This window comes from Lentibacillus salinarum (assembly GCF_042679865.1).
Classification (GTDB): Bacteria; Bacillota; Bacilli; order Bacillales; family Amphibacillaceae; genus Lentibacillus; species Lentibacillus salinarum.
The window spans coordinates 23,761-50,533 of record NZ_JBHTNH010000023.1; the positions used below are offsets into that span (position 1 = coordinate 23,761).

Consider the following 26,773-nt stretch of genomic DNA (forward strand, 5'->3'; position numbering starts at 1 on the left):
CGCTGACCTTTTTTAAAAACTGAATGGGCTGCGTCTACTTAAGTATGGTCTTTTCTCATTTTAAAGTAGTTTATTTTCATGGTAGGGGTTTCATCAAGAGAATATTGTCATAACCTAAGAAAATTTAATATTTCCCCTAGTAAAAAAATTTAAAATACTCATTGACAAGCTAAATTTGTAATGTATAATATGAATCAAAATGTAATCGATTTCATTTTATGTGACAAATGAAACCATTGCAAATTAAAGGAGGAATTCAGTTGAAAAAAGCGCTTTGGGTTTTTTTGCTTATCGCACTCATTGTCTTTCTTGCTGCCTGTAATGACAGCGATTCCACAAGTGAGGAAGACTCTTCAGATGAAGCTTCAGGAAGTGAAAGCTCAGAAACAAGCGGGGGGGAAGAGGAAGTTACGATTGTCTATGCACGTGGTACGGACACAACTCCTGGGACCGAATCAGTCATTGAAGCGTTTGAAGAAGCACATCCGAATATCAACGTAGAACAACGGGAGATGCCAGCAGATACTGGAGAATCACATGACCAATATGTAACCGCATTCAGTTCGCAAAGTTCAGAAATTGATGTGTTCAATGCCGATGTCATTTGGCCGGCAGAATTTGCACAAGCCAATTACGCCCTTGAACTGGATCGTTTTATCGAACGGGATGGAATTGATATGGATACCTATTTCCCTGGAACGGTTGCTGCAGGAAATTTTAATGGGAAACAATGGGCGATGCCGCAATATACTGATGCCGGTGTTTTATACTATCGGTCTGATATTGTAGAGGAACCACCGGAAACATGGGATGAATTAATCACAAAAGCTAGTGAATTGCAAGGGGAAGCAGGAACAGAATTTGGCTATCTGATGCAGGGTGCACAATATGAGGGATTAATTACGAATGCTATTGAATATATCACTTCTTTTGGAGGGGAAGTTGTTGATGAAGATAATAATGTAGTTGTCGACAGCCCGGAAACCATAAAAGCCATTGAAAAGATGCAGGAAATTGTCGGATCTGATTTTGTTCCGGAGAATATTCTTAATTTTATGGAGATTGAAACTGAAAATGCTTGGATTGAAGGGAATGCTGTGTTTGCCCGTAACTGGCCATATATGATGTCTTCTTCGAATGATGAAGAACGGTCTGAAATCGTGGGCAATGTAGAAATGGCTATGCTCCCATCGGGGGACGAAGGAAGTGCTTCAGCACTTGGAGGCTGGATGACCATGATCAATCGTTATTCAGAACATCCGGAGGAAGCCTGGAAATTCGTTAAATTTATCTCTGGTCCAGAAGGACAAAAAATCCAAGCGGTGAAAGGTGGACGTCCGCCAACACTGGAAGCATTATATGATGATCCAGAAATACAAGAAGTCAGTGAATTATTTGCTAATCCTGAATTCCGGGAGGTATTGCAGACTGCGGTGCCTCGTCCAGTATCACCAATTTACCCGGAAATTACTGATATTATGCAAATTGAATTATCGACAGCTCTGACCGGAGATCAGACAGCAGAAGAGACTGCCGCGAACATGCAGGAGAAAATCGAAGCAGCACTGGCAGAATAATAAATGCGACAGATGATAGTGGGGGCAGGATGGGCATAAACTCTCATTCTGTCTTTCAATTTATCAGTAACTATAGGCCTTTCATAGGGGGAGCACGATGAATAAGAAAAAAAGGTCTCCATTTAAATTGAATGAAAAACAACTTGGATATGCTATGGTAATCCCATCGCTGATTCTAGTTTTCGCAGTGGTTCTTTGGCCTGTTGCACAATCTTTTTATAACAGTTTATTCGATTATCGCTTAAATGACCCAGCTCGTTCCCAGCTTATGCTAGGTGCGACTATTGATTTGGAAAACTATGTCGATGACCATTTTTATATCAACGATCAATTGGAAAGCCTGGAGAATACTGCGGGGAATGATGAAGCAGTCAGTACGATTACATCCATTCGTAAAGAAATGGAGCAATATCATTTAGAACTGATTAGTGATGAGAAAATCAACACTAAGGTGGAGCAAATCGATGAAATGCTCGCTAGTTTTACACCTGTTACAGATGAGGATTTAAAATATGCTGAACTTGATAATGATTTTGCTGCAGATTATCGGGAAGCACTAAATTCCTATCACCAAGAACTTACCGTATTAGCGGAGAAGAGTGCCGATGAAGCAAATTCAGACCAATATCAGCAAACAGCAGATTTATTAGGATCAACTGCTGATAATATTTTGGAATCCAATTTTATAGGCATTGATAATTATGTGAAATACCTGAAGGATGCACGTATGTGGCAATCGCTGTGGAATACAACTTTCTTTACAGTCATATCGGTCGCATTGGAGCTGGCGATAGGACTTGGGGTGGCTTTATTAATTAACCGATCCTTCAAAGTACGTGGATTGATCCGGGCATCTGTCCTCATTCCATGGGCCATTCCAACTGCAGTGGCTGCGATGATGTGGGGGTTCCTCCTTGACGGTCAGTTCGGAATTGTTGCTCATTATCTGGAACAATTAAACCTGATTCCTGATTCATCCTGGCTTTTGTCCACATCTGATGGTGGAAAGTTCTCCATTATCTTAGCGGACGTATGGAAAACAACACCCTACATGGCGCTTTTATTGTTAGCTGGTTTACAAACCATACCGGAATCCATGTATGAAGCTTCTGGTGTGGATGGGGCTAATAAATGGCAACAGTTTTGGCGAATAACCCTGCCACTTTTAAAATCATCTATTTTAGTTGCGTTATTGTTCCGTACACTGGATGCCTTCAGAGTATTTGACCTGATTTACGTATTAACTGGGGGTGGACCGGCAAATGCGACTGAATCTATTTCGGTATATGCCTATAAGACGTTATTTGCCCAGCAGAATTTCGGGGAAGGCTCCGTTCTTTCAGTTATCGTTTTCCTATGTGTGGCACTGATCAGCTTTACGTTCGTGAAATTAATTGGTTCAGATCTGTTTGAAGGTCGGACAAAATGAGGGGGGATCTAGATGAATAAACGAGCAGGAATCGGTTTCTATATCTTTTTGGCAGTATTTGTATTCATTGTCATGTTCCCGTTTATCTGGGTTTTTTTAACTTCAATTAAACCCGTCGGAGAAATATTTTCTTCTTTCCGATGGTTTACACCAAACCCGGGTATCGACTCATACGAAGCGGCATTAACAAATCGACCGTTGCTTCGCTATATGCTAAATAGTTTTATTGTCTCTGGTTTAACGACCATACTAGCGTTAACTTTTGCCTCATTCACCGCTTATGCCGTAACTAGGCTGCCGATCAGAGGAAAGGGGCTAGTCCTGGGACTGGTTCTTGCTGCATCCATGTTCCCTCAAATTGCGATTATCTCGCCTATTTTTAATTTAGTGACAGATCTTGGGTTGCGCAATAGCTATATAGGACTAGTTATTCCGTATATTACCATTAGTCTGCCATTGGCTATCTGGATTTTGGCAACTTTTTTCAAAAAAATTCCGTTTGAGCTCGAGGAATCAGCCAAGCTCGATGGGGCCAGCCCATTTCAAACGTTTCGAAAAGTTATTTTTCCATTGGCGGCACCAGGTGTATTTACAACGGGGATAATAGTATTTATCGCAGCCTGGAATGAATACTTATTCGCTTTGACCATCAACAGTGATGACATATGGCGCACCGTACCGGTCGGGATTTCCATGTACCAAAGCCAGTATTCCATTCCGTGGGGGGACATTTCTGCGGCAACCGTTATTGTTACCATTCCGATCGTGCTCCTCGTACTGTTCTTCCAACGAAGAATTGTATCCGGTTTGACGTCAGGATCAGTAAAAGAATAGCGTGAAGTCAACTTGGGACGATCGATAAATGGCAGAGCGATCTAAATACGTCTGCCAGTGTTTGGCAACCGCTTGAGAATCGTTTCTTAGAATAAATAAGAAAGGGGTATCATTCATGAAGATAACAGTTTGGAACGAAAATCGACACGAACAAACCAATCCAGTGGTAGCTGATATTTACCCGGAAGGCATCCACAGGGCAATTTCAGCCTTTCTTAAAGAGGACGGACATGATGTGAGAACAGTAACCTTGGATGAACCGGAACATGGCCTCACTGATGAGATGTTGGCAGAAACCGATGTCCTAGTATGGTGGGGGCACAAGGCACATGATGAAGTAAAAGACGAAATAGCGGAAAAAGTAAAACAGTGTGTATTGGATGGCATGGGGCTTGTTGTCCTTCACTCCGGCCATTTCTCCAAGCCATTTACCAAACTAATGGGAACAGGCTGTAATCTAAAATGGCGGGAAGCTGATGAGAAGGAAAGGCTTTGGGTGGTGGATCCGACACACCCCATTACAGAAGGACTTCAACAATATATTGAATTGGAAAAAGAAGAAATGTATGGGGAGCATTTTGATATACCTACACCAGACGAATTAATTTTCATCAGCTGGTTTGAAGGTGGAGAGGTGTTTCGCAGTGGGGCTACATTTAAACGTGGTCGCGGAAAGATTTTCTATTTCCGTCCGGGTCATGAAACATATCCAACTTACCACCATAAAGATATCCAGAAAGTAATTAAAAATGGTATAAAGTGGGCAGCGAATAACAATACACCACAGCCTACACGTGGAAATCATCAACTGATTGAATACTTATCAAAATAAGGGGGAGGATCACTTTGGAAAATCAATTACGTATTGCAGTTATCGGATGTGGGAGTATCGCCAAGAATCGGCATCTTCCGGAACACCATAACAATCCGCATGTTGAAATTGTTGCCGTATGTGATCATCGAGAAGAACGGGTACAGGAGACAGCATCTCTCTATCAGGTTAAGGCTTACACCGATTATGAAAAGTTGTTGGCAGTAGAAGAGCTGGATGCCGTCAGTATTTGTTTGCCGAATTATTTGCATTCGCCTGTATCAGTCGCTGCACTTAATGCCGGGTGTCACGTCCTTTGTGAAAAGCCAATGGCAACGTCACGTGAGGAAGCAGATCAGATGATCGAGGCGGCTAACAAGAAAAAAAAGAAACTCATGATCGGACATAATCAGCGATTTGTCTCCTCCCACCAAAGGGCAAAGGAATTGATCGACAGAGGAGAAGCCGGCAAAATCTACAGTTTCCGGACAACCTTTGGCCATGGAGGCCCGGAAAGTTGGAGTGCCGACGGGGCCAGGAGTTGGTTTTTTAAGAAAGATAAGGCATTTATCGGTGCGATGGGAGACCTTGGAGTTCACAAAGCGGACTTAATGCGTTATCTGTTAAATGAGGAATTTATCAATGTTACCGGCTTCATCGAAACATCTGCAAAACCAAATACCGATGTCGATGATAACGCAGTACTTATTTTGCGTTCAGAAAGCGGAATTATAGGAACACTTGCAGCAAGCTGGGCATATACGGCACAGGAAGATAACTCGACGGTTATATACGGAGATAATGCGACCCTTCGCATGGAAGATGACCCAGAATTTTCTCTTGTTGTCCAATATAAAAATGACGAAGTGGTCAACTACGAACTCGACGGCATTCAATCCAATAAACAAGGCGGACAGACAACAACCCATGTGATCGATCATTTCGTTGAGTCTATTTTGGACGACAAAGAACCAATTATCAATGGAGAAGAAGGTAAAAAATCATTGGAAGTCATTTTAAATGCAATGGAATCATCGAAAGTCGAGGGGTAACATGGGTAAATTGAAAATGGGCCTCATCGGTGTAGGCGGAATAGCGCAAGAGCGGCATATACCCGCCTATCAAAATATTAAGGATAAAGTGGAAATTACTGCAGCCCATGATTTGAATGAAGTCCGTGCAAAAGAGGTTGCTAAGCATTTCAAGATTCCTAACGTATACAGGAATTACAATGATATGTTTTCTGAGGTGGATGCAGTTACGATTTGTACGCCAAATAAATTCCATGCTGAAATTGCCATTCAAGCACTGGATGCAGGGGTCCATGTTTTATGTGAGAAACCGATGGCCATCCATACTGAAGAATGCGAGGAAATGATAGAAGCCTCCCGAAAAGCAAATAAACTGTTATCCGTGGCTTATCATTATCGTTTTATGGAAGCAAGTCAGATAGCTAGGAAAGCAGTGGAGGATATTGGGGATCCGCTAGTGACAAGAGCACAGGCACTTCGCCGTCGTAAAGTCCCTGGCTGGGGTGTATTTACAAATAAGGAACTCCAGGGTGGGGGCAGTTTAATTGATTATGGATGTCATTTGCTCGATTTATCCTTGTGTCTGCTTGACGATCCCGAACCTGTGGAAGTGTTCGGTACAACATATAACCAGTTAAGTAAATCCCCGAATCAAGTCAATGACTGGGGGACTTTCAATCATGAAACTTTTGAAGTGGATGATCATGTCTCCGCTTATATTAAATTTGAAAATAGCCTTTCCCTGTTGTTTGAGTGTTCCTGGTCTGCGAATATCAAAGAAGATACACGCAGTTTAAGTATTTCCGGATCAGAAGGTGGTTTAAGTGTCTATCCTTTTGAATTTTACCAGCCCAAACACGGTAAAATGATGACACAAACGACAGAGGTCGATTACAGTGAAGTTAATGCAGGGTTCAGACAGGCTGAGAACTTTGTTGAAAGTTGCCTGGGGAAAACGGAACTGGTTGTAAAACCGGAGCAGGCTTTAAAAGTGACGAGAATCATGGATGCCATTTACCAGAGCAGTGAAATAGGAACAAGCGTGAAAGTAAGGAGTGAGTTGAAATGAAACTAGGCGTATTCACTGTGTTGTTTTCAGATAAACCATTTGAAGAAATGCTTGATTACGTAAAAAATGCAAGTCTTGATGCAGTTGAAATCGGAACTGGGGGTAATCCCGGCAGTGCGCACTGTAACTTGGACGAACTTTTGAAGAGTGAAGATGAGCGTAAAAAGTACATGGAAAAAGTCGAATCCCGAGGACTCACAATCAGCGCATTCAGTTGCCATGACAACCCGCTTTCTCCAAATCGGGAACATGCCCAAAAGTCCCAGGACATATTTGTGAAAACGGTACGTCTTGCAGAAATGATGAATGTATCGATCGTTAATACATTTTCTGGTGTACCAGGTGCAGAAGAGGAATCAAACTATCCCAATTGGCCGGTTACGCCATGGCCAAACGTTTATTCTGATATTCTCAAATGGCAATGGGAGAATAAGCTTATACCTTACTGGAGAGAAGCTGGTCAATTTGCGAAGTATCATGGTGTGAAAATTGGTATCGAGCCACATGCGGGTTTTCTCGTCCATACACCTTACACGATGTTGAAACTAAGGGAAGCAACGAGTGATGCTGTTGGCGCAAACCTCGATCCGAGCCATTTGTGGTGGCAGGGAATTGATCCGGTCGCAGCTATAAAGATTCTTGGTAGGGAAAATGCTATAAATCATTTCCATGCCAAAGACACGTATATCGACCAAGACAATGCAAATATGTACGGTTTAACCGATATGCAGCCATATGCGAATGTTCAAACCCGCGCTTGGACGTTCCGCTCAGTTGGATATGGCCACAATGCCAAAGAATGGTCTAACATCATCAGTGCACTCCGGACCTATGGATACGATAATGTAGTCAGTATCGAACATGAAGATCCAATCATGTCAGTAGATGAAGGGTTTAATCAGGCTGTACGGAATTTAAAATGGGTAAATATTGCTGAAAGTGCAGGAGATATGTGGTGGGTTTAACATGAAAGACTAGGTATTTGCTAAGTATCTAGTCTTTTTTTCGTCAGAATAGGGGGGAGGATATTATGAAATTAGGTATGATTGGGCTTGGGAAAATGGGTCTTAATTTAACAAGAAATTTAATTGATAATGACCATGAAGTGGTTGGTTATGACCATAATACAGCCGTTTCCACTGATAGTCAGAACTTTTACAAAGCTTCATCTATCTCAAACCTTGTTGAACAGTTGCCATCGCCAAAAAAAATATGGCTTATGGTACCTTCCGGTGAAGTTACGGAATCAGTCATAAATGAAGTGACACTGTTATTAGAGCCTGGTGATATGCTGATCGATGGTGGCAATTCAAACTATAAAGATACGTTAAGACGTTCTAATACGTTAAATGAAAAAGGAATTTACTTTTTCGATTGTGGAACCAGTGGCGGTATAAGCGGCGCAAGGGAAGGTGCCTGCATGATGATTGGAGGTGACCCGGACAAATTCAACGAAATTGAAAATGCCATTCGTGATGTTTGTGTGGAAAAAGGCTATCTTTATACCGGTAAGAGCGGGAGCGGGCATTTTCTTAAGATGGTTCATAATGGAATTGAATATGGGATGATGCAGGCGATAGGTGAAGGTTTTGATATCCTGCATAAAAGTGATTTCAATTATGATTATGAGAAAGTAGCCAAAGTATGGAATAACGGCTCAGTTATCCGGTCATGGCTCATGGAACTTGTTGAAAGTGCTTTTTCTAAAGATGCGAACCTGGAGGATATTCGTGGTGTCATGAATTCATCTGGTGAAGGAAAGTGGTCTGTGGAAACAGCACTCGATCTCCAAACGGCAGCGCCTGTCATAGCATTGTCGCTCATGATGCGTTACCGGTCACAGGAAGATGATACGTTTACGGGCAAAGTGGTCTCAGCATTACGAAATGAGTTTGGCGGGCATGCTATCATAAAGCGATAAACCGATAGCTTTGTGGTAAATGACAACTTTTCCTTCTGTTTAGACAATGGAATACTAGGAGGAAACATGGATGACGGCGCAAGGAAAATATTATGTGGGCGTTGATATCGGAACAACGAGTACGAAAGCTGTTTTATATACAGAAAACGGGTATGTCAAAGGATCACAAACGATTGGATATCCGCTTTATACACCAAACCTATTAATAGCTGAACAGGATCCGGCAGAAATATTTGAAGCTGTACTGAATGTCATACGTGATGTGATTCGGACCAGTGGTAATGCAGCGCAAGCACTGCGTTTCATTTCCTTCAGTTCAGCCATGCATAGTCTAATTGCTGTTGATGAAGAGGGGAAGTTACTGACGAACAGTATTACATGGGCAGATACCAGAAGCGCTGAGTACGCCGAAAAGATCAAAGACGAGCATAATGGTCATGAAATCTACCGTCGTACAGGAACGCCGATTCATGCGATGTCTCCCTTGGCCAAATTGGTTTGGCTTAAAAAAGAAAAACCCAATATATTTTTAAAGGCAGATAAGTTCATATCCATTAAAGAATTTGTATTTCATCAATTGTTTGACAGATATGTTGTTGACTACTCCATTGCTTCTGCCACCGGCTTGTTCAATCTAAATTCACTCGACTGGGATGAGGGTGCACTGGAACTTGCGGGAATAGACAGAAGCCGTCTGTCAGAAATTGTCCCAACCACTTGCACGCTAAACAATGTCCGGCAAGCGTATCGTGAGTACATGGGAATCGATCAAGCCACACCATTTGTGATTGGTGCAAGTGACGGTGTGTTGTCCAACTTGGGGGTAAATGCAGTTGACCCCGGTTCAGTGGCAGTGACAATCGGAACAAGCGGTGCTATTCGGACTATTTATAATGAACCAAAAACTGATCCGAAAGGCCGAGTTTTTTGTTACGCTCTAACTGATCAGCACTGGGTGATTGGCGGCCCTGTTAATAATGGTGGTATCGTCCTGCGGTGGCTGCGTGATGAATTTGCAGCGGCAGAAGTGGAAGCAGCCAAACGTTTGTCTATCGATCCGTATGACGTACTGACGGAAATTGCTGCAAGTGTGAACCCGGGTGCTGACGGATTAATTTTTCATCCCTATATCAAAGGTGAACGCGCGCCGCTGTGGAATGCAAATGCACGTGGCTCGTTTTTTGGATTGGGTATTCATCATCAGAAACAGCATTTGGTACGAGCGGTTCTGGAAGGTATTATTTACAATTTATACACTGTTTTGCTCGCATTGGAGGAATTAACTGGAGAGCCAAGACGCATACAGGCTACCGGCGGGTTTGCACGTTCGGAAATGTGGCGGCAGATGATGGCTAATATCTTTGATAACCAAGTGACCGTTCCGGAAAGTTTTGAGAGCTCCAGTCTGGGTGCTGTCGTTCTTGGTATGTATGCAACTGGAGAAATAGATGACTTCAGTGTTGTTTCACAAATGGTTGGTGAAACAAATACACATTACCCGGATGAAAAATCAGCAAACATTTATCGTGAACTCCTACCGATTTATATTCGATTATCATGGGTACTGGAGAAAGAACATGACAGTATCGCTGCATTTCAGCACAAACATTTGTTGAGTAATGAGGAATAAATGCAATAAAAACGCAAGGGGTAAAGCGGCTGCCCCTTGCGTTTCGTTCATTACTGAATAAATGTTTTATTCACAAACCCTTCAAAATCCGGTTTCTCTTTCAAGAATTGCAGGTCATAGGATGAGTTGCCAAATTCCTGGATGACGTCTGCATCGACTTCATAGGTGAAGTTCGTGCGTTCCCAGGCACTTTCCATGACGCTTTTTTCCAGCTGTTGATCCGTAATGTCAGCGATCCCTTCGATGGTTATGTCGATAGCTTCATCAGGATTGTCGTTAATATAGGCGACAGCTTCCTTATGGGCATCGATTAACGTTTGAACTTGTTCACTGTTGTTTTCGATCATATCATCTGATGTAACAAAAACAGCTGCCGGCAATGTCTCACCAAACGATACGTCACTTGTCGGGATAACCACGTTGGCATCCACTTCTGCTTCCATGACGGAGGCCCATGGTTCAGGTGCTGTGGCAACATCGACATCACCATTTTCAAACATGGACTGATACCTTGCAGGCTCACCGGTTACATGGACCATGGAGCCACCGGTACGTTCAGAGGTGACGCCTCTTTCTTTCATATAGGTCTCAAATTGAACGTTGTGTGTGCAGCCGACACGTGGTGAGATAAACGTTGATCCTTCAACGTCTTCCCACGATTCAATGTCGCTTCCGTCACGGGAGACGATAACAGTGCCACCGGTTGATGATGCACCAATAATCTGAGCGTCCACACCGGAAATGAAACTGTTCATGGCAGGCCCTGGCCCGACGAGTCCGCCATGGATTTCGCCAGCTGCCAATGCTTTCATAAATGTGGCACCATCCGGAAATGTCTGGTATTCGACATTGACATTCTCGCCAAGATGATCTTCATACATGGCTTTTTGTTTGGCAACCATCGCCGGCGCATGGTTCAGGTTGGGAAAATAGCCAATCGTCACGGTTTCACTTTCACTACTGCCTGACGCTGCACTGTTTCCCCCTCCGCAAGCACCTAAAATTAGAAATGTGCTGATGATGAAAAGCCCCAAAAATTTTTTCAATTTGAATATCCCCTTTCTTAATATGAATGATGTAGAAGTCGGCTAGCTTGCCGATTTATTCTAATCCGGCTTCTGCCCTCTGACTTCCGGAAGACGAGGCGAGTGCCGAGGTCTTTCTATTAAGCAGCTTCTTCCATCCCCCAGCGTTTGAGTACTTTATTTTCAATCCGTTGGAATACGAGTTGGTCGACGATGGAACCAATCACGCCAATCATGATAATAATCCCAATAACGAGACTCATGTTGTTAAAGTCGGATGCATAACTGAGGGTATAGCCAAGCCCCGGTCCTGTGCTCAGCATTTCACCGGCCATCAGTGCACGCCAGCTGAATGCCCATGCCAGCCGGACGCCAGTAACAGCGTGCGGGATGGACGCCGGGATCACTACTTTGAAAAATAGATCCATACCTTTTGATCCCATGGTGCGGGCGGCTTTCAAATAAATGGGTGCGACATTCTTAATCCCAATGCGCATGTTCATCGTCATCACAAATGTGCCGCCGATAATCACGACAAAAATAATCGACGCTTCGGTGAACCCGAACCAAATAATGGCAAGCGGTACCCAGACAATACTCGGGACACTTTGCAGAGCCAAAATCATCGTGCCAAGTGTCTCATCAGCTAATTTCACCTTGGCAAGCAGCACGCCGAGAAGTGTCCCGATTACGAGTGAAACGGCGAGGCCGATTAAGAGATGACGGAAACTGGCTAAGATATCATAAACGAGCGTCATGTCGGCAAAACCGGCGACGATTGTTTCGGCCACAGTAAATGGACTTGGTATCATGGATTCCGGCCAAATGCCAAGGAGGAAAATCCCCTGCCAGATTAAAATAAGAATAGCGAAAAAAATAATACGTTTAATGACTACCGGCATGTTGCAACTCCTCTTTCATGACACTCTCAATTTCGGTTTTCAAAATGGCCATAACTTCTTCTTCCATGACGGCCATATCTTTTTGCTGCCGGGGTCGTTCCAGATCCACGTTAAAGTCGGAGATGATCGTGCCCGGCCGTGCACTCATAATGATGATGCGGTCTGATAGTTTAATTGCTTCCCGAATGCTATGCGTGACAAATACGATGGTCTTTTTCGTCTCCTGCCAGATGGTTTCCACTTCTTCTTGCAACACATGGCGGGTTTGTTCATCCAATGCCCCGAATGGTTCATCCATCAGGAGTAGTCCGGAATCCATTGCCAGCGCTCGTGCAATGGCAACACGCTGCTGCATCCCGCCGGAAAGTTCATGTGGATAGTTTTCGGCAAATTGACTAAGATGCACCATTTTCAGATAATGGGCAGTCGCTTCCACCTGATCTTGTTTGCTCAACTTTTTGCGCAGCGGAAACGTAACATTTTCCTTGACTGACATCCAAGGAAACAGAGCTGGTTCCTGAAATACCATGCTTTTATCCGGACCTGGTTCGGTTATCAATTCATTTTCGAGACTGATTGAACCGGAAGACGGCTTTGATAATCCGGCAATGATGGAGAGTAATGTTGATTTGCCGCATCCGGATGGACCAAGTAATGAGACGAATTCACCCTGCTTGATGTCGAGATTAATATTTTCAAGTGCCGTTAGCGGTTGTTCATCCTGCCGCTGAAATGATTTGGCGACGTTATGGATATTCACGTACATTTGCTTTCACTCCTACTTAAAAATAAATAAAACCAATTATTTTTATATGAATTATATTATTTAGCATTTTACCATGGATTTGTATATTTTCCAATAGGGGGTTTGTGTGAAAAATAAAAAATGGGCGTCATTGGATTGAGTGGGCATATGTCACTAGTCTATGAAACAGATGAGATGGTGGTTAAACTTAAAAAGCGGGACAACAGGGATGGGAAATTACGACGTCTAACTAAAAAGCCGATATCCCTTTGACAAGATATCGGCTCCGGTGCTATTCACTTTATTTCCAAGTCTCGCCCAACACACGTAACCAGTTCCCATGGGTGATTTTCTGTAATTCATTATCACGAAATCCGTGTGCTTTCAGGCGGTCGACGAGCTTTGGCAGTTCGGTGACATCTTTCAGTGAATCGGGAACGGTCGTGCCGTCAAAATCGGAGCCCAACGCCACGTGATCGACACCGAATTTCTCGGCTATGTATGCCACGTGCCGGACGATTTTATCCAGCGATATATCTGTGCCGAGGCCGCCGTCTTCACGCAACATGTTGACCGCATAATTGATGCCGGCGACCCCATTTGATTCAGTAATGGCTGATAGCTGCTGGTCGGTCAGATTGCGCGCAATTGGGCTGAGCGCATGCGCATTTGAATGAGTCGCAACGAGCGGGGCGCCCGTCAGTCTGGCCACATCCCAAAAACCTTTCTCATTAAGGTGCGTGGTATCGATCATGATGCCGAGTTTGTTGCATTCCCGGACGAGTGCTTTTCCGGCGTCCGTCAGTCCCGCGCCGGTATCAGGTGACGATGGGTACCGGAATGGAACACCTTCTCCATATTGATTCGGCCGGCTCCAGACAATCCCGAGTGACCGCAGACCAGCCTGATAAAGCACGTGAAGCGCATCAAAATTAGTATCGATTGCTTCAGCCCCTTCAATATGGAAAATCGCCGCCATGACGTCATGTTTTAGGCAATATTCTAGTTCATCCGCTGTACGGACGACTTTAAACCGGCCTTGTGAAGATGCTTCAAGCTGAAATAATCGTGAAGCCAATGCGTTGGTACATGTTAAAGCGCGTTCATGATTGATTGGCGGGGGGAGCGGCATGTCATAGCCGTCTTCTGTTAAATATTTTTCTGGCTCAACTTCATAGTTCTCATTTGGTGTGTAAACCGCAAAAAATCCACCGCCAAATCCGCCTTTCTTAGCACGGGGAAAATCAATGTGTCCTGCAGAACTTTCCTCGAAAAATGATGGCGGATCGTCAGACTTGTGCAGCCTGAGCAGTGTATCGTTGTGTCCGTCGAATATCGGAAAGTTGGTCATGGTTTGGTCGCTCCTTATGATTTGATTGGTTGTTTTAGTCTATCATAATGGGGCTTGGTTTTGGTGATCTGCTAAGCACCTTCTTTTCTCTATAATCGTTCCAAGACTCAAAACAGGGGCATGTCCATCAAAAAAATATTTTTTTCGGATACGCCCCTTTTTTCGATCCGTTTTCGATTATAATAGTAAGAACCATATCGGCTGGTACTAATGAAACATCGTAACGTATGAATTCCCCTTATCTTTAAAATACTTTTGTTAGGGTATAGTATTAGGTATGGTCAGGTTTCCCTTGGTAAGGAGTTGTTACGTTGGTATTTGTCTGGTTTTTACTAGCAGCAGCGGTAACTGTGTATACAGCCCGAAAATTATCGCAATATGCGGATGTGATTAGTGAAAAAACGGCGATGGGCGGGATGCTTGTCGGGACGATTCTGCTGGCGGGTGCGACATCGTTGCCGGAAGTGACGACTAGTTTTTCTGCTGTCATTATCGATAATATTGATATTGCAGTTGGCAATATGCTAGGTTCCAATCTGTTTAATGTATTTATATTAGCCGCGTTCGATTTATATTATAGAAGAAACAGGCTGCTGCACCTTGCCAGCAGCAATCATAAGTATACGGCATTTTTAGGACTTTTTCTGATGGTACTTGTTTCGCTTGCGCTGATACTTAGAATGAATGGCACCATCTTGGGTATTGGGGTGGGTGCATGGCTGGTGTTAGCTGTTTATATTGTTGGGATGGCCGTGATCAGCAAAATGCCGTCCCCTCCTGTCAGCGAAACGGAAACGAAAGAATTGGATGCTGCACCAGCTAAATCGAGATCTATCCCGGTTAAGCGCGCAGTTATCGGTTTTATCATTGCGGCCATTTTCATATTGGGAGCAGGATCATTGCTTTCGATTACAGGTGACAAGATTGCAGCTGTGACTGGCATGGGTTCTAGTTTTATCGGCAGTTTTCTGATTGCAGCGACCACATCGCTTCCGGAAGGGGTTTCTGTTTTTTCGGCATTACGTCTCAAAAATGTTAACCTAGCCATTGGAGCTATACTCGGAAGTAATATGTTAAATATGGTGATTCTCGCTTTGTCAGATGTTATTTACCGGGAAGGATCGATTTTGGCAGATGCCAGCGGATCCCATCTGCTGTCAGCGATTGGCGGTTCGCTTTTGGTTGCTGTTATCATTTGGTCATTCATGCGGAAACGTTCGGAGTCTGTATGGCGTTACAGCATTCCTTCGATCATAACGGTGATTGGCTATTTTGTCGTTCAGTATCTGATTTTTTACAGCTGAAAAACTGTTTCTTTTGCGGCTTTCCGTTGCGAGAGCTGGTTGATCGGGATCAATAGATAAACGAAAAAACGCGAAACCTGATTTGGGTACGCGTTTTTTTTCGTGGCGTCTTTATTCTTTTAGATTCAGAACCGCGTCAGCAAATGTCTTGCCATGTTCAATATCTTTATCATCCGGTTCCAGTTCAAATTTGAATTTTTTCTCATAAACCGTTGCATTCTGTTCAGTAGCCCTAGCAGCCAATGTGTCAAGCGCCGGACCGTATATATCATAATAGGCGTCACATGAGCCGAAGACCCCGACGACTTTTCCAGTCAGATCGATTTCTTCCATATCCTCATAAAAATCTTCCACTTCAAATGGAATATCATCATCCCAGGAATAAGATCCGAATAATATGCCGTCAAATTCTTCCAAGCGACTGACCTCAATCGGATCAAGGTCAAATGATTTATGTGCCACCTCATGGCCTTGTTCTTGCAGATGTTCTGTCATCGTTTCTGCCATAATTTCAGTACTGCCTGTTAGGCTGGCGTATAATACCAGAACGTTTGCCATTGGAAACCAACTCCTTTAATTGCTTGACCTTCTTTTATTATACCGTTTAATGAGAAATGTTTTCAATTAACAGATCGGTGAATCATGAAAAACATGGGAGATCATGACATCTTTATGACAGTTTAACAGAAGGCTATTCGGCGGCATGATAAATATCTTTGATAAAATCCATGTCGATCGGTTTATCCTTTACCTTGTAAAATTAATGGTTGATCAGCACCTTCTCCTCAAACAGAACCATGAAATCTGCCTGATCGTCTTCGTACAGGTAAATCATGCTCCCGCCCATTGACAATTCAGAGGGATCACCTCTTATTGTGTTTTTTTCTTTGGCGCTGATCAATTTTATAGGGACATTGTTGATGCAGTTTGGTGTTGATAAATAAATATTTATAATTATCGCATAATAATTGACACTGAAAAATTTCGTGAATATAATATAATTAAGCAATTGTCGACAATCGACAGGATGTCCATTTAGCATGCCAATAAGGAATGAGCGCAACGGATTGACGGCAATGGCTATGATGTATCGGGGGAATGATGTTTCAGCCGTTCAGCTTACCGAAAGCAAGTAAGCGTTTTCATAAATCCGATCCGGAGACATGATGGGGAGGGATAATGATGTTGACATTTCCAATTTCAGAGTTTCAGGAGCGTTTGACCAAAACGAAACAGCGGATGGCAAAGGCTGAAGTGGATCTGCTCCTGATAACTGATCCGGCGAACATGAATTATTTGACTGGATATGATGCGTGGTCTTTTTACGTTCATCAGATGCTGATCGTTATAATGAATGAGGAACAGCCGATTTGGGTCGGGCGCAGTCAGGATGCCAATGCGGCGCTGCATACAACCTGGCTGGAAGAAGACCATATCATCCCATATGCTGATCATTATGTCCAGTCAGACATCAGACATCCGATGGACTTTGTTTGCGATTTGCTGAAAGAAAAACACTATGATAAACAGACAGTAGCCGTGGAAATGGATGCTTACTATTTTACGGCAAAAAGTTATATGCAATTAACGAAAGGATTACCGGATGCAACCTTTAAAGATGGTACGAACATGGTCAACTGGGTTCGTATTATAAAATCGGAGCGGGAAATAGCCTACCTCAAGCAAGCAGCCAGAATTTCGGAGAAGGCGATGCAGGTGGCATTTGATACAATTAACGAAGGGGTGCGGGAATGTGATGTTGTTGCTGAAATATCACATGCGCAAATAACTGGGACGGAGGACTTTGGCGGTGATTATCCGTCGATCGTGCCGCTCTTGCCGACGGGTGAAAAAACATCCGCATCCCATTTGACTTGGACGGAGGATCGTTTTAAAGATGGTGACCCGGTGATCATTGAATTGGCTGGCTGCTACCGGCGTTATCATTCGCCACTTGCCCGGACGGCTGTCATCGGGCGGCCGTCAGAACAGATGCAATATGTTTCCCAGGTTGTACTTGAAGGGATCAATACGACATTGGATGCGGTTAAACCGGGGATCACGTGTGAGGAATTGGAAAGCGTCTGGCGCCGGGTCATTGAACGGAGTGGTATTAAAAAGGAGTCGCGGATGGGGTATTCGGTGGGATTGAATTATCCACCTGACTGGGGTGAGCATACAGCAAGCCTCAGACCGGATGACCGGACGGTTTTGGAACCAAACATGACGTTTCATCTGATACCGGGTATCTGGATGGATACGATGGGGGTTGAAATCAGCGAGTCATTCCGGGTGACGGATGAAGGCTGTGAAATACTCGCTGAATTCCCGCGTGATCTGATGATTAAGCCGAATATCCGGCTGGCGTAGTGCATCCCTTTATGGCAAAAAAGCCGTCCCCCAACCTGTGGGAACGGCTTTAACTGTTCAACGTCGGGATGTCCAGGCTTCCGGGTTTACTAAATTCGCCGGCTTTTCCCCGCTCAAACCAGCCTCCAGGTTTTCTGCTGCTAATTCTGACATTTTCAGCTCGGTTTCGTGGGTGGACGAGCCGATATGTGGTGTGGTCACGACATTGTTCATGCTTAGAAGTGGATTGTCGCCCTCAATCGGTTCCTGTTCAAACACATCCAGACCGGCTGCTTTGATTTCTCCCTTATGAAGGGCATCAATCAGTTCCTGTTCCACCACCGTTTTTCCGCGGGAACCGTTAATAAAAATGGCTGAGTCTTTCATCAGTTGAAATTCCCGTTTTCCAATCAGCCCCTCTGTTTCCGGTGTCAATGGTGTTATCATGCAGACGAAATCAGACGCCACCAGCAATTCATCAAGTGTACGATAGTCAGCGTTGAAAGCTTCCTCAGCATCAGGCTTCCGGCTCCGGGTGTGGTATAAAATGTTCATGTCAAAGCCAAAGTGCGCCCTTTGTGCAATCGCCTTTCCGATCCGGCCCATGCCAATGATTCCCAGCGTCTTATGGTGCACGTTAGATCCGAAGTGCTCATTTTCGATGGCTTCTGCCTGCCATTCGCCGTTTTTTACAAATTGATTGAGCTCCGGTATCCGCCGCGCCGTGGCAACGAGAATTCCGAACACGGCATCCGCCACGGTATCAGTTAGGACACCTGGTGTGTTTGTGCCGACAATTCCCCGCTTTGTCATTTCCGCCAGATCCAGGTTATTGTACCCGACGGAGACATTACTGATGATTTTCAGGTTTGGCGCGTTATCCAACAGATCGGCATCAACCGGTAATTCAAGCCCGATGATGCCTTCCGATTCGCTTAAATGCGACAGAAAATCTTGGTCGCGTTTTGTATCAACATTCTTAAAAAAGCGAACATCATAGTTTTGCTGTAAATGCTCTATTACCGGCTTTTCAACACGGTTATAAGCGATAATCTTTTTCGCCATTGCTGTCCCTCCGTTTCCTGATTATGAAGCGATCCATCTACTTCAAAAATAGATGCAAACTAAAGTGAAGTCAATATTTTTGAAAAAATTAAAATACCGATTGACAATTGGAATTATCTGAATTATGCTGAAGGTAAGATGTACATTGTCGACAATCGACATAGCTAACGCGGGAGAAAAAAGAAAGGAGTATACGGTTTTGCAGCAAAACCAGAACAATTCGATTATCCAAAAACCGTTAAGTGAGCTGATAGCCGATCAGCTGAAATGGAAAATCTGGCATGAATCGATTCAATTTGGTGAGCGGCTACTGGAAACAGACCTGGCGGAAAGTTTTGATGTCAGCCGCAGTACGATCAGGGAAGCACTGAAGATATTGGAAAGTGAGGAACTGGTGGTGAGTCAGGCTCGAAAAGGTACCTATGTGGCTGATTTCACCGATCAGGATGCCGATGAAATGATTGAATTGCGCGCACTGATCGAGGCCCATGCGTTTTCACAGTCAATCCGGCATCTTGACCATAAGGATGTAAAAAAACTGGAAGATATTGTGGCGGAAATGAAAGTGAAAGCTGAGGAAGAAGATTGGAACGCCCTGTTTGATCTTGACATGCAATTTCATAGTTATGTGGTGGGTCTGTGTGGCAATTCCAGAATCATTAAAATTTACGATTCCCTGCAAGTGCAGATCAGAACATTTCTCATGCATCTCGACAAGTACTATTCAAGTCCGCAATCCTTCTATGCAGAACATAAACAATTGCTTGAGGCATTAGTCTCAAAAAATGCGCATACAGTGAATAGGAGAGTGAAGGAACATATCGCGTATGTCGAGACAAAATTGCTCGGCCAACAGAGTGATAAAGAACTCAAGGAGGTATAATAATGCGTAAACAGTTTGCCAATGTGAAAACGTCACTGCCGGGTCCGAAGGCTAAGGAATTGCTTGAGCGCAGGCATGATGTGGTGCCGCATGGTGTCAGTTACGGCACACCGACATTTGTGGCGTCGGCAAAGGGCGCCCTGCTCAAGGATATTGACGGAAACCAATTTATTGACTTTGCCGGCGCAATTGGGGTTAACAACGTCGGTCACAGTCATGATACCGTTGTCAACGCTGTGCAGGATCAGGCGGCCAAATACATTCATACCGGATTCAACGTCATGATGTATGATCCGTATATTGAGCTTGCGGAAAAACTGGCCGAACTGGCTCCGGGCCGTTTTGCTAAAAAAGTGATGTTTTTGAACAGCGGGGCGGAGGCGAATGAAAATGCTGTCAAAATAGCCCGCAAGTATACGGGACGGCAGGCCGTTGTTTCCTTGACCGGTGGCTTTCACGGACGCACCTTGCTGGCGATGTCGATGACCGGGAAGATTAAACCGTACAAATACGAGTACGGGCCGTTTGCTCCCGAAGTCTATCATGCGCCATTTCCGTACAATTACCGGCGTCCGGAGGCAATGAGTGAAGAAGCATACACGGATGAGCTATTGAAACGCGTGGAAGACTTTTTCATCACGGAAGTTGATCCAAGTCAGGTAGCGGCGTTCATTATGGAACCGGTGCAAGGTGAAAGCGGCTTTATTATCCCGAATAAAACATTCGTTAAAGGGGTATATGACTTGTGTAAGCAGCATGGTATTCTGTTTATCGCCGACGAAATCCAGACCGGATTTGGTCGAACCGGCAACTATTTTGCAATGGACCATTTCGATGTGGAACCGGATTTGACCACGGTTTCCAAGTCAATGGGAGCCGGTTTACCGATCAGCGGGATTATTGGACGGACAGAAATCATGGATAAAGCTAAAGGTGGTGAATTGGGTGGAACGTATTGCGGCACGCCGCTTGGCTGTCGCGCCGGTCTGGCTGTGCTGGAGGTTATGGAAAAGGAAAACCTGAATGATCGTGCGGTTAAAATCGGTGAAAAGGTCATGGAAAAATTCAGGAAAATGTATGACCGGTTTGACGCAATTGGGGATTACCGTGGACTTGGTGCCATGTGTGCGCTTGAGTTTGTCAAAGATCGCGACAGCAAGGAACCGGATAAAGACATGACCGGCCGGGTTTTAAAAAAAGCACGCGAGCGGGGGCTGATCGCTTTGAATGCCGGTGTATATGATAATGTCGTCCGCCTCTTGATGCCGCTTGTGATTACGGATGACCAGCTGGATGAAGGGCTTGCTATCCTTGAAGAGGCCATCGAAGCAGCCGCTGTCGGCGAGAAAGTTACCTAGAACATAGATTTCAAGATTAGGAGTGATCATACATGGCAGTTAAAACAGACAACTATTTAATGAACATTAACGGCGAATGGGTTGGTCAAGAACGCGAGACATTAGACGTTGTGAATCCGGCAAACGGTGAAACAGTCGGAACGGTTCCATACGGTGGTGAGAAAGAAGCAGAGCAGGCGGTTGACGCCGCCTATGATGCTTTTCAGTCGTGGTCGGCTCTGACAGCCCATGACCGGGTAGGCTACTTAAAAAAATTGAATCAGCTCATGCTCGATCACCAGGAAGAACTTGCCCAGCTCATGACGGCGGAAATGGGTAAACCGATTAATGAATCGAGAGGTGAGGTTAAATACGCTGCTACCTTTATCGAGTGGTTTGCCGAAGAAGGCAAGCGCGTCTACGGTGAGACGATTCCGACACACGCAACCGGCAAACGCCTGCAAGTTTGGAAAAAACCGGTCGGTGTGGTGGCTGCCATTACGCCATGGAATTTTCCGGCCGCGATGTTGACCCGTAAAATGGGGCCGGCACTGGCATCAGGCTGTACGGTTATCATGAAACCATCGAGTGAAAGCCCGTTAACGGCAGTAAAACTGATGGAACTCTGTGAGCAGGCCGGTTTTCCGAAAGGTGTTGTCAACCTTGTGACAGGTTCATCGTCCAAAATCGCCAAAGTGGTTATGGAAAACAGCAAGGTTCGCAAAGTAACATTTACCGGATCAACGGAGGTTGGGAAAACACTCATCCGCCAGAGTGCCGACCAGGTGAAAAAGCTTTCACTGGAGCTCGGCGGTCATGCGCCACTTGTTGTACTTGATGATGCGGATGTCGATCTGGCTGTTAAAGGTACCGTCGCATCCAAGTTTCGCAACGCCGGCCAGACATGTATCTGCGCCAACCGGGTTTACGTTCAGGAAGGGATCTATGATGAATTTGTTGATAAGCTTTCCAAAAAGGTTCAGGAATTGAAAGTCGGCGATGGTACTGATGAATCGGTTGATATCGGCCCGCTGATCAACCAGGACGGCTTAGATAAAGTGAAGCACCACGTAGAAGATGCAACTTCCAAAGGCGCGACAGTTGTGACCGGCGGCGAAGCGATCACGGAATATGGTGGTGTGTTTTATCAGCCAACTGTTGTCAAAGACGTCAATCAATCAATGGTCGTCATGCAGGAAGAAACATTCGGCCCGGTGACACCGGTTGAAAAAATCGCATCCGACGAAGAAGCGGCGAAAATGGCTAATGACACGCCATACGGTCTAGCAGCCTATGTCTTTACAGAAAACGTCTCAAGAGGCACTCAGCTGATTGAAAAACTCGACTTTGGCATTGTCGGCTGGAATGATGGCGGACCATCTGCGGCTCAAGTACCATTCGGTGGTATGAAAGAAAGTGGTATAGGACGTGAAGGCGGTCAAGAAGGTATTGAAGAATTTGTTGAATCGCAATATGTATCGATTGGTATGAAATAAATCCTGAGAAAGGATGATTCCCAGGTGAAAGAAATCATCCAAACGGTAAACGCTCCGAAACCGAGCGGTCCATATTCGCAAGGGGTTAAAAAAGATTCGTTTATCTTTGTGTCCGGCCAGGATGGGGTGAAGGTAAATGATGAAGCAGTTGGGGTTTCGATCGCTGTCCAAACCGCTGCCAGCCTGGATAATATAAAAAATATACTGGCAGAAAAGAATGCTAGTTTGGCGGATCTCGTATATGTCACCTGTCATCTGTCCGATTTGAATGAAGAAACGGTCAAGGAATTCAACCAAACCTATGAATCTTATTTTGCGGATGTAGAGGTGAAACCAGCACGCATTACAGTTGGTAGCCAGCTGCTGGAAACAGATGTGGAAATAACGGCTATTGCATCTGTTGATTGATGGCTGGGCAAGGGGGGCTCCACCTTATTTAAGAAAAAGATTTGTATTCCAAGTCAGATTTAAATTGACATGTATATGATTGTGAAGGGAATGGAATCGGCGAAGCAGCCGATTCCAACTAATCTGATGTTCGGTATCTTGCCGGTAAGGGGGGGTCCAGTTGGCTGCGGAATCGAGAGATATAAAAACAACAGCACAAGCGATGTCGGAACGTTTAATCGGATGGCGACAGCACTTTCATAGAATTCCTGAATTAAGTTTTCAGGAGGTGGAGACGTCACGATTCGTCGCTGAAACATTGAAAAAAATCCCTGGTATGCAAGTGGCGACGGGTGTTGGCTATCCGACGGCCATTGTGGGCACGCTTTCTTCAGGTACAGGACCGACGATTGGGATTCGAGCTGATATGGATGCATTGCCCATCCAAGAGGAAAACGATCGTGATTACACATCTGAACGGGAAGGTATCATGCATGCTTGCGGTCACGATGCACATACAGCAATCGGGTTGGGTACAGCAAGTGTCTTGGGCAAACTTTTCCAAAACGGTCAGTTGGAAGGGACGATAAAATGTTTGTTTCAGCCGGCTGAAGAAACAGCGGATGCACAAGGATCAACCGGTGCCCCTTATATGATTAAGGCAGGGGCTCTGGATGATGTCGATTGTGTGCTTGCACTTCATATGAGCCCCGAAGATCAGGTTGGTGACGTCAAAGTTCATGACGGCTACAGCATGGCGAATGTTGATGTGTTTAGAGCGACTGTCTATGGAAGCGGCGGACATGGGGCATACCCGCAGCTTGGAACAGATCCTATCTGGATGCTCGGACCGGTATTACAGGCACTTCATGGGATTGTCGCACGCCGTGTTTCGCCGCTTGATTCGGCAGTCATTAGTATTGGCAGTATTCAAAGCGGATCTGCCAGCAATGTCATTCCGTCTGAGGTTCATGTAACTGGAACCATCCGCAGCTATCAACCGGATGTTCGTGAACTGCTGCATCATGAATTGGATAAAGCCTTTTCCTTAGTCAAGGCGCTTGATGGCGATTATGAATTATCGATTACCCCTGAGGATCCTGCCTTATCAAATGATCCGGCCACCAATCGGGTGATTCAGCGTGCCATAAAAGATCTTTATCCTGATTTTAGATTGATTGATGAACCATTTGGACTGGGTGGCGAAGATTTTGCCCATATGACCCGAGCCGTACCTGGAGCGATGTTCTTTTTAGGTTGTGCGGTGGGTGATGACAAGACCCGTGATTTGCACACACCGTATTTTGATATTGATGAACAGGTATTGCCAATCGGGGTATCGATATTAGCAGAAACGGCAAGGCGGCTTTTAACTGAACCATCCGCTTGATTTCCTGACATCGTGGAATCGCGCGGCACCCGGCCGAAATCGCGCAGCACCCGGCTCAAATCGCGCAGCACCCGGCCGAAATCGCGCAGCAACCGGTCGAAATCGCGCGGCACCCGGTCGAAATCGCGCAGCACCCGGCCGAAATCGCGCAGCACCCGGTCGAAATCGCGCGGTACTATCATGAATTCGCGCGATAAACGATTCAGGGCGCGCAATAACAGTACTAACTCGCATGAGAATAGCGTCAACTCGTACGATAACAGTATCAACTCGTGCAACAACCAGCATAATGCGTGCGATGAAGACTCAATGGAAACAAGCAAATCTATTTTAATCACCCTAGTCAAAGCCAAGGGGGGATAGCATGACGACACAAGCCGTTACCCAGCATGATGTTTGGAAGGCAAAGAAACGTATTTCGCCTATTGTCGCTAAATCGCCGTTAATTTTTTCTGACAAACTATCGGAACTCACTAGTACATCTGTTCACTTAAAGCTAGAAAATCTCAATGTCAGCAACTCATTTAAAATAAGAGGCGCCGCAAGCAAGATTCTTAGTTTATCACCGGCCGAAAGAGAACGAGGTGTGGCGACATTTTCAACGGGGAATTTCGGCATGAGTGTGGCCTATATCGCTAAAAAGCTCGGAATTAACGCGATTATATGCATTTCCAATCGTGTCCCGAAAGCAAAAGTAGACGCATTAAAAAACTCAGGAGCACAGATTGAAGTTTATGGTGATACACAGGACGATGCCGAAAAGCGCAGTTATCAGCTGGAAAAAGAGCAAGGACTAACGGTTGTCCATCCATTTGATGATCCCCATATTATCGCCGGTCAGGGGACGATTGGACTTGAATTGTTGGAAGATTTGCCTTCAGTTGATACGGTTGTTGGCGGCTTATCCGGCGGCGGTCTACATTCGGGACTTGGAGTGGCATTGAAGTCTGCCGATCCGAATATTCAGGTAGTCGGCGTATCAACCATAAGAGGTCCGGCAATGTATGAAAGCATTCAACATGGAAAGCCGGTCATGGTGGAAGAGCAGGATACGCTCGCTGATAGTTTACTAGGTGGCATTGGGCTGAACAATCGCTACACCTTTAAGATGGTTCAAGAATATGTTGATGATATCCTAATGCTTGATGATGACCTAGTAGCCCAGGGGATGGCGTTCATGCTGGATAATCACCGCATGATGGTTGAAGGTGCAGCAGCTTCGGGTATCGGTGCCATTTTAAATAACCGCATCAAGCTTGGCTCCCATGCAGTTGTTGTCATCAGCGGATGCAGTGTTGATACGGAAACGATTTTGAATGTTATGGAAAAATAGTCATATGTAATCCTAGAATAGTTCATATATAAGGAGGTTCCATATGAGTAAGATGTTATATAACGACCAGATCATGGAACGGGATAACGTGATTGATATAGAAGACCGTGGCTACCAATTCGGCGATGGGATCTACGAAGTGATTGGTGTCTATGATGGGGAGCCGCTCATGATGGATGAACACATGCAGCGCCTGGAAAGAAGTGCCCGAGAATTGCGGCTGACTTTGCCCACTTTAGTCAGTGACATAAAAAATAAACTGGAAAAGCTGGTGGAAGCAAATGGACTTGTAGAAGGTATCATTTATATGCAAGTGTCACGTGGCATTGCTTCACGGGAGCATGGTTTTCCGCACCCTGACACATCAGCCGTTACCGTCGCTTATACACGGGAGGAAAAGCGCGAGACATCACTTGAGAATCAGGGCGGAAAAGCGGTGTTGACAGACGATATCCGCTGGTTGCGCTGTGACATCAAAACCCTCAATCTGCTACCAAACGTAATGGCAAAACAGAAAGCTGTCGAAAACAATGCCGTTGAAGCGATTTTGCATCGTGGTGATATTGTCACGGAAGCAAGTGCATCGAATGTGTTTATGATCAAAGATGGTGAACTTTATACACATCCGGCTAACAATTATATTTTAAACGGCATCACGAGACGAAAAATCATTCAGTTGTGCGATGAATTGAATTTGAAGGTGAATGAACAAACGTATACTGTTAATGACTTGCTAAATGCAGATGAAGTTTTCATTTCAGCCACGAAACTGGACATCATTCCGATTTTAAAAGTTGATGATCATGTCATTGCCGATGGAAAGCCCGGCGAGATCACAAACCAAGTTTTACAGGCGTTCCGGTCACTCTATCAAAAAAGTGTCAAAAATAAGGCGTGATAGGGA

General features: G+C 44.8%; 24 protein-coding genes. 18 read left to right on the top strand and 6 right to left on the bottom strand.

Features of this window, described 5'->3' with window-relative positions; all coding sequences use genetic code 11:
* Positions 1–227: 227 nt before the first annotated feature.
* The 9 genes from ACFQ4A_RS10360 to gntK all read left to right on the top strand — a co-directional run bounded on the left by ACFQ4A_RS10360 (position 228) and on the right by gntK (position 10,302).
* Positions 228–1,577 carry an ABC transporter substrate-binding protein gene (locus ACFQ4A_RS10360; RefSeq protein ID WP_382400265.1) on the top strand — a complete coding sequence of 450 codons (1,350 nt, stop codon included), beginning with the start codon at positions 228–230 and terminating at the stop codon, positions 1,575–1,577.
* A 97-nt stretch (positions 1,578–1,674) separates the two neighbouring features.
* Positions 1,675–3,006 (top strand): carbohydrate ABC transporter permease, encoded by a 1,332-nt coding sequence (locus ACFQ4A_RS10365; RefSeq protein WP_382400267.1) that lies wholly within the window; start codon positions 1,675–1,677, stop codon positions 3,004–3,006.
* 12 nt (positions 3,007–3,018) lie between these two features.
* Complete coding sequence (locus ACFQ4A_RS10370) at positions 3,019–3,840, top strand: carbohydrate ABC transporter permease (protein ID WP_382400269.1); 822 nt, start codon at positions 3,019–3,021, stop codon at positions 3,838–3,840.
* A gap of 115 nt (positions 3,841–3,955) precedes the next feature.
* A complete protein-coding gene (locus ACFQ4A_RS10375; RefSeq protein WP_382400271.1) occupies positions 3,956–4,672 on the top strand; it encodes a ThuA domain-containing protein in 717 nt (238 codons plus the stop codon).
* Positions 4,673–4,686: 14 nt separating this feature from the next.
* Entirely contained in the window at positions 4,687–5,703 is a 1,017-nt protein-coding gene (locus ACFQ4A_RS10380) for a Gfo/Idh/MocA family protein (protein ID WP_382400273.1), read from the top strand.
* Position 5,704: 1 nt separating this feature from the next.
* Complete coding sequence (locus tag ACFQ4A_RS10385; RefSeq protein WP_382400275.1) at positions 5,705–6,751, top strand: Gfo/Idh/MocA family protein; 1,047 nt, start codon at positions 5,705–5,707, stop codon at positions 6,749–6,751.
* Positions 6,748–7,716: a sugar phosphate isomerase/epimerase family protein gene (locus ACFQ4A_RS10390; RefSeq protein ID WP_382400277.1), complete on the top strand. Its 969-nt coding sequence runs from the start codon at positions 6,748–6,750 to the stop codon at positions 7,714–7,716. The genes ACFQ4A_RS10385 and ACFQ4A_RS10390 overlap by 4 nt, the downstream gene beginning before the upstream one ends.
* A gap of 65 nt (positions 7,717–7,781) precedes the next feature.
* A complete protein-coding gene (gnd, locus tag ACFQ4A_RS10395) occupies positions 7,782–8,672 on the top strand; it encodes a phosphogluconate dehydrogenase (NAD(+)-dependent, decarboxylating) (protein WP_382400279.1) in 891 nt (296 codons plus the stop codon).
* A gap of 70 nt (positions 8,673–8,742) precedes the next feature.
* Entirely contained in the window at positions 8,743–10,302 is a 1,560-nt protein-coding gene (gene gntK, locus ACFQ4A_RS10400) for a gluconokinase (protein ID WP_382400281.1), read from the top strand.
* A 50-nt stretch (positions 10,303–10,352) separates the two neighbouring features.
* On the opposite strand, the gene ACFQ4A_RS10405 is transcribed toward gntK, so the two are convergent.
* The 4 genes from ACFQ4A_RS10405 to ACFQ4A_RS10420 form a co-directional block, all read right to left on the bottom strand.
* Positions 10,353–11,348, bottom strand: a complete 996-nt coding sequence (locus tag ACFQ4A_RS10405; RefSeq protein WP_382400283.1) for an aliphatic sulfonate ABC transporter substrate-binding protein — start codon at positions 11,346–11,348, stop codon at positions 10,353–10,355.
* Between the two features lie 119 nt (positions 11,349–11,467).
* The gene (locus tag ACFQ4A_RS10410; RefSeq protein WP_382400285.1) at positions 11,468–12,229 is read right to left on the bottom strand and encodes an ABC transporter permease; all 762 of its coding nucleotides are present in this window, start codon (positions 12,227–12,229) and stop codon (positions 11,468–11,470) included.
* A complete protein-coding gene (locus ACFQ4A_RS10415) occupies positions 12,213–12,995 on the bottom strand; it encodes an ABC transporter ATP-binding protein (protein ID WP_382400287.1) in 783 nt (260 codons plus the stop codon). The genes ACFQ4A_RS10410 and ACFQ4A_RS10415 overlap by 17 nt, the downstream gene beginning before the upstream one ends.
* A 280-nt stretch (positions 12,996–13,275) precedes the next feature.
* Positions 13,276–14,325: a dipeptidase gene (locus ACFQ4A_RS10420; RefSeq protein WP_382400289.1), complete on the bottom strand. Its 1,050-nt coding sequence runs from the start codon at positions 14,323–14,325 to the stop codon at positions 13,276–13,278.
* Positions 14,326–14,636: 311 nt separating this feature from the next.
* Between ACFQ4A_RS10420 and ACFQ4A_RS10425 the strand changes: the two genes are divergently transcribed.
* Positions 14,637–15,629, top strand: a complete 993-nt coding sequence (locus tag ACFQ4A_RS10425) for a sodium:calcium antiporter (protein ID WP_382400291.1) — start codon at positions 14,637–14,639, stop codon at positions 15,627–15,629.
* A gap of 111 nt (positions 15,630–15,740) precedes the next feature.
* Here the strand turns inward: ACFQ4A_RS10425 and ACFQ4A_RS10430 are convergent, their stop codons facing one another.
* Positions 15,741–16,187: a flavodoxin domain-containing protein gene (locus ACFQ4A_RS10430; protein ID WP_382400293.1), complete on the bottom strand. Its 447-nt coding sequence runs from the start codon at positions 16,185–16,187 to the stop codon at positions 15,741–15,743.
* Between the two features lie 624 nt (positions 16,188–16,811).
* On the opposite strand from ACFQ4A_RS10430, the gene ACFQ4A_RS10435 reads away from it, so the two are divergent.
* Positions 16,812–17,999, top strand: a complete 1,188-nt coding sequence (locus tag ACFQ4A_RS10435) for a M24 family metallopeptidase (protein ID WP_382400295.1) — start codon at positions 16,812–16,814, stop codon at positions 17,997–17,999.
* Between the two features lie 57 nt (positions 18,000–18,056).
* On the opposite strand, the gene ACFQ4A_RS10440 is transcribed toward ACFQ4A_RS10435, so the two are convergent.
* Positions 18,057–19,043: a 2-hydroxyacid dehydrogenase gene (locus ACFQ4A_RS10440; protein ID WP_382400297.1), complete on the bottom strand. Its 987-nt coding sequence runs from the start codon at positions 19,041–19,043 to the stop codon at positions 18,057–18,059.
* Positions 19,044–19,242: 199 nt separating this feature from the next.
* On the opposite strand from ACFQ4A_RS10440, the gene ACFQ4A_RS10445 reads away from it, so the two are divergent.
* The 7 genes from ACFQ4A_RS10445 (at position 19,243) to dat (ending at position 26,767) form a co-directional block, all read left to right on the top strand.
* Positions 19,243–19,926 carry a GntR family transcriptional regulator gene (locus ACFQ4A_RS10445; protein WP_382400299.1) on the top strand — a complete coding sequence of 228 codons (684 nt, stop codon included), beginning with the start codon at positions 19,243–19,245 and terminating at the stop codon, positions 19,924–19,926.
* Positions 19,926–21,284: a 4-aminobutyrate--2-oxoglutarate transaminase gene (gene gabT, locus ACFQ4A_RS10450; RefSeq protein ID WP_382400459.1), complete on the top strand. Its 1,359-nt coding sequence runs from the start codon at positions 19,926–19,928 to the stop codon at positions 21,282–21,284. The genes ACFQ4A_RS10445 and gabT overlap by 1 nt, the downstream gene beginning before the upstream one ends.
* 32 nt (positions 21,285–21,316) lie before the next feature.
* Positions 21,317–22,759 (top strand): NAD-dependent succinate-semialdehyde dehydrogenase, encoded by a 1,443-nt coding sequence (locus ACFQ4A_RS10455; RefSeq protein WP_382400301.1) that lies wholly within the window; start codon positions 21,317–21,319, stop codon positions 22,757–22,759.
* A 24-nt stretch (positions 22,760–22,783) separates the two neighbouring features.
* Positions 22,784–23,167: a Rid family hydrolase gene (locus tag ACFQ4A_RS10460; RefSeq protein ID WP_382400303.1), complete on the top strand. Its 384-nt coding sequence runs from the start codon at positions 22,784–22,786 to the stop codon at positions 23,165–23,167.
* 160 nt (positions 23,168–23,327) lie between these two features.
* Positions 23,328–24,536, top strand: coding sequence for a M20 metallopeptidase family protein (locus ACFQ4A_RS10465; protein WP_382400305.1), 1,209 nt, complete (start codon positions 23,328–23,330; stop codon positions 24,534–24,536).
* A 364-nt stretch (positions 24,537–24,900) separates the two neighbouring features.
* Positions 24,901–25,869, top strand: a complete 969-nt coding sequence (locus ACFQ4A_RS10470) for a pyridoxal-phosphate dependent enzyme (protein WP_382400307.1) — start codon at positions 24,901–24,903, stop codon at positions 25,867–25,869.
* 43 nt (positions 25,870–25,912) lie between these two features.
* A complete protein-coding gene (gene dat / locus ACFQ4A_RS10475) occupies positions 25,913–26,767 on the top strand; it encodes a D-amino-acid transaminase (RefSeq protein WP_382400309.1) in 855 nt (284 codons plus the stop codon).
* The last annotated feature ends 6 nt before the right edge of the window (positions 26,768–26,773 follow it).

Bases quoted from the DNA above. Each gene is read 5' to 3' on its own strand.
- ACFQ4A_RS10360 (WP_382400265.1), top strand. From the start codon at position 228: ATGAAACCATTGCAAATTAAAGGAGGAATTCAGTTGAAAAAAGCGCTT.
- ACFQ4A_RS10365 (WP_382400267.1), top strand. From the start codon at position 1,675: ATGAATAAGAAAAAAAGGTCTCCATTTAAATTGAATGAAAAACAACTT.
- ACFQ4A_RS10370 (WP_382400269.1), top strand. From the start codon at position 3,019: ATGAATAAACGAGCAGGAATCGGTTTCTATATCTTTTTGGCAGTATTT.
- ACFQ4A_RS10375 (WP_382400271.1), top strand. From the start codon at position 3,956: ATGAAGATAACAGTTTGGAACGAAAATCGACACGAACAAACCAATCCA.
- ACFQ4A_RS10385 (WP_382400275.1), top strand. From the start codon at position 5,705: ATGGGTAAATTGAAAATGGGCCTCATCGGTGTAGGCGGAATAGCGCAA.
- ACFQ4A_RS10390 (WP_382400277.1), top strand. From the start codon at position 6,748: ATGAAACTAGGCGTATTCACTGTGTTGTTTTCAGATAAACCATTTGAA.
- gnd (WP_382400279.1), top strand. From the start codon at position 7,782: ATGAAATTAGGTATGATTGGGCTTGGGAAAATGGGTCTTAATTTAACA.
- gntK (WP_382400281.1), top strand. From the start codon at position 8,743: ATGACGGCGCAAGGAAAATATTATGTGGGCGTTGATATCGGAACAACG.
- ACFQ4A_RS10410 (WP_382400285.1), bottom strand. From the start codon at position 12,229: ATGCCGGTAGTCATTAAACGTATTATTTTTTTCGCTATTCTTATTTTA.
- ACFQ4A_RS10415 (WP_382400287.1), bottom strand. From the start codon at position 12,995: ATGTACGTGAATATCCATAACGTCGCCAAATCATTTCAGCGGCAGGAT.
- ACFQ4A_RS10420 (WP_382400289.1), bottom strand. From the start codon at position 14,325: ATGACCAACTTTCCGATATTCGACGGACACAACGATACACTGCTCAGG.
- ACFQ4A_RS10430 (WP_382400293.1), bottom strand. From the start codon at position 16,187: ATGGCAAACGTTCTGGTATTATACGCCAGCCTAACAGGCAGTACTGAA.
- ACFQ4A_RS10435 (WP_382400295.1), top strand. From the start codon at position 16,812: ATGTTGACATTTCCAATTTCAGAGTTTCAGGAGCGTTTGACCAAAACG.
- ACFQ4A_RS10440 (WP_382400297.1), bottom strand. From the start codon at position 19,043: ATGGCGAAAAAGATTATCGCTTATAACCGTGTTGAAAAGCCGGTAATA.
- ACFQ4A_RS10455 (WP_382400301.1), top strand. From the start codon at position 21,317: ATGGCAGTTAAAACAGACAACTATTTAATGAACATTAACGGCGAATGG.
- ACFQ4A_RS10470 (WP_382400307.1), top strand. From the start codon at position 24,901: ATGACGACACAAGCCGTTACCCAGCATGATGTTTGGAAGGCAAAGAAA.
- dat (WP_382400309.1), top strand. From the start codon at position 25,913: ATGAGTAAGATGTTATATAACGACCAGATCATGGAACGGGATAACGTG.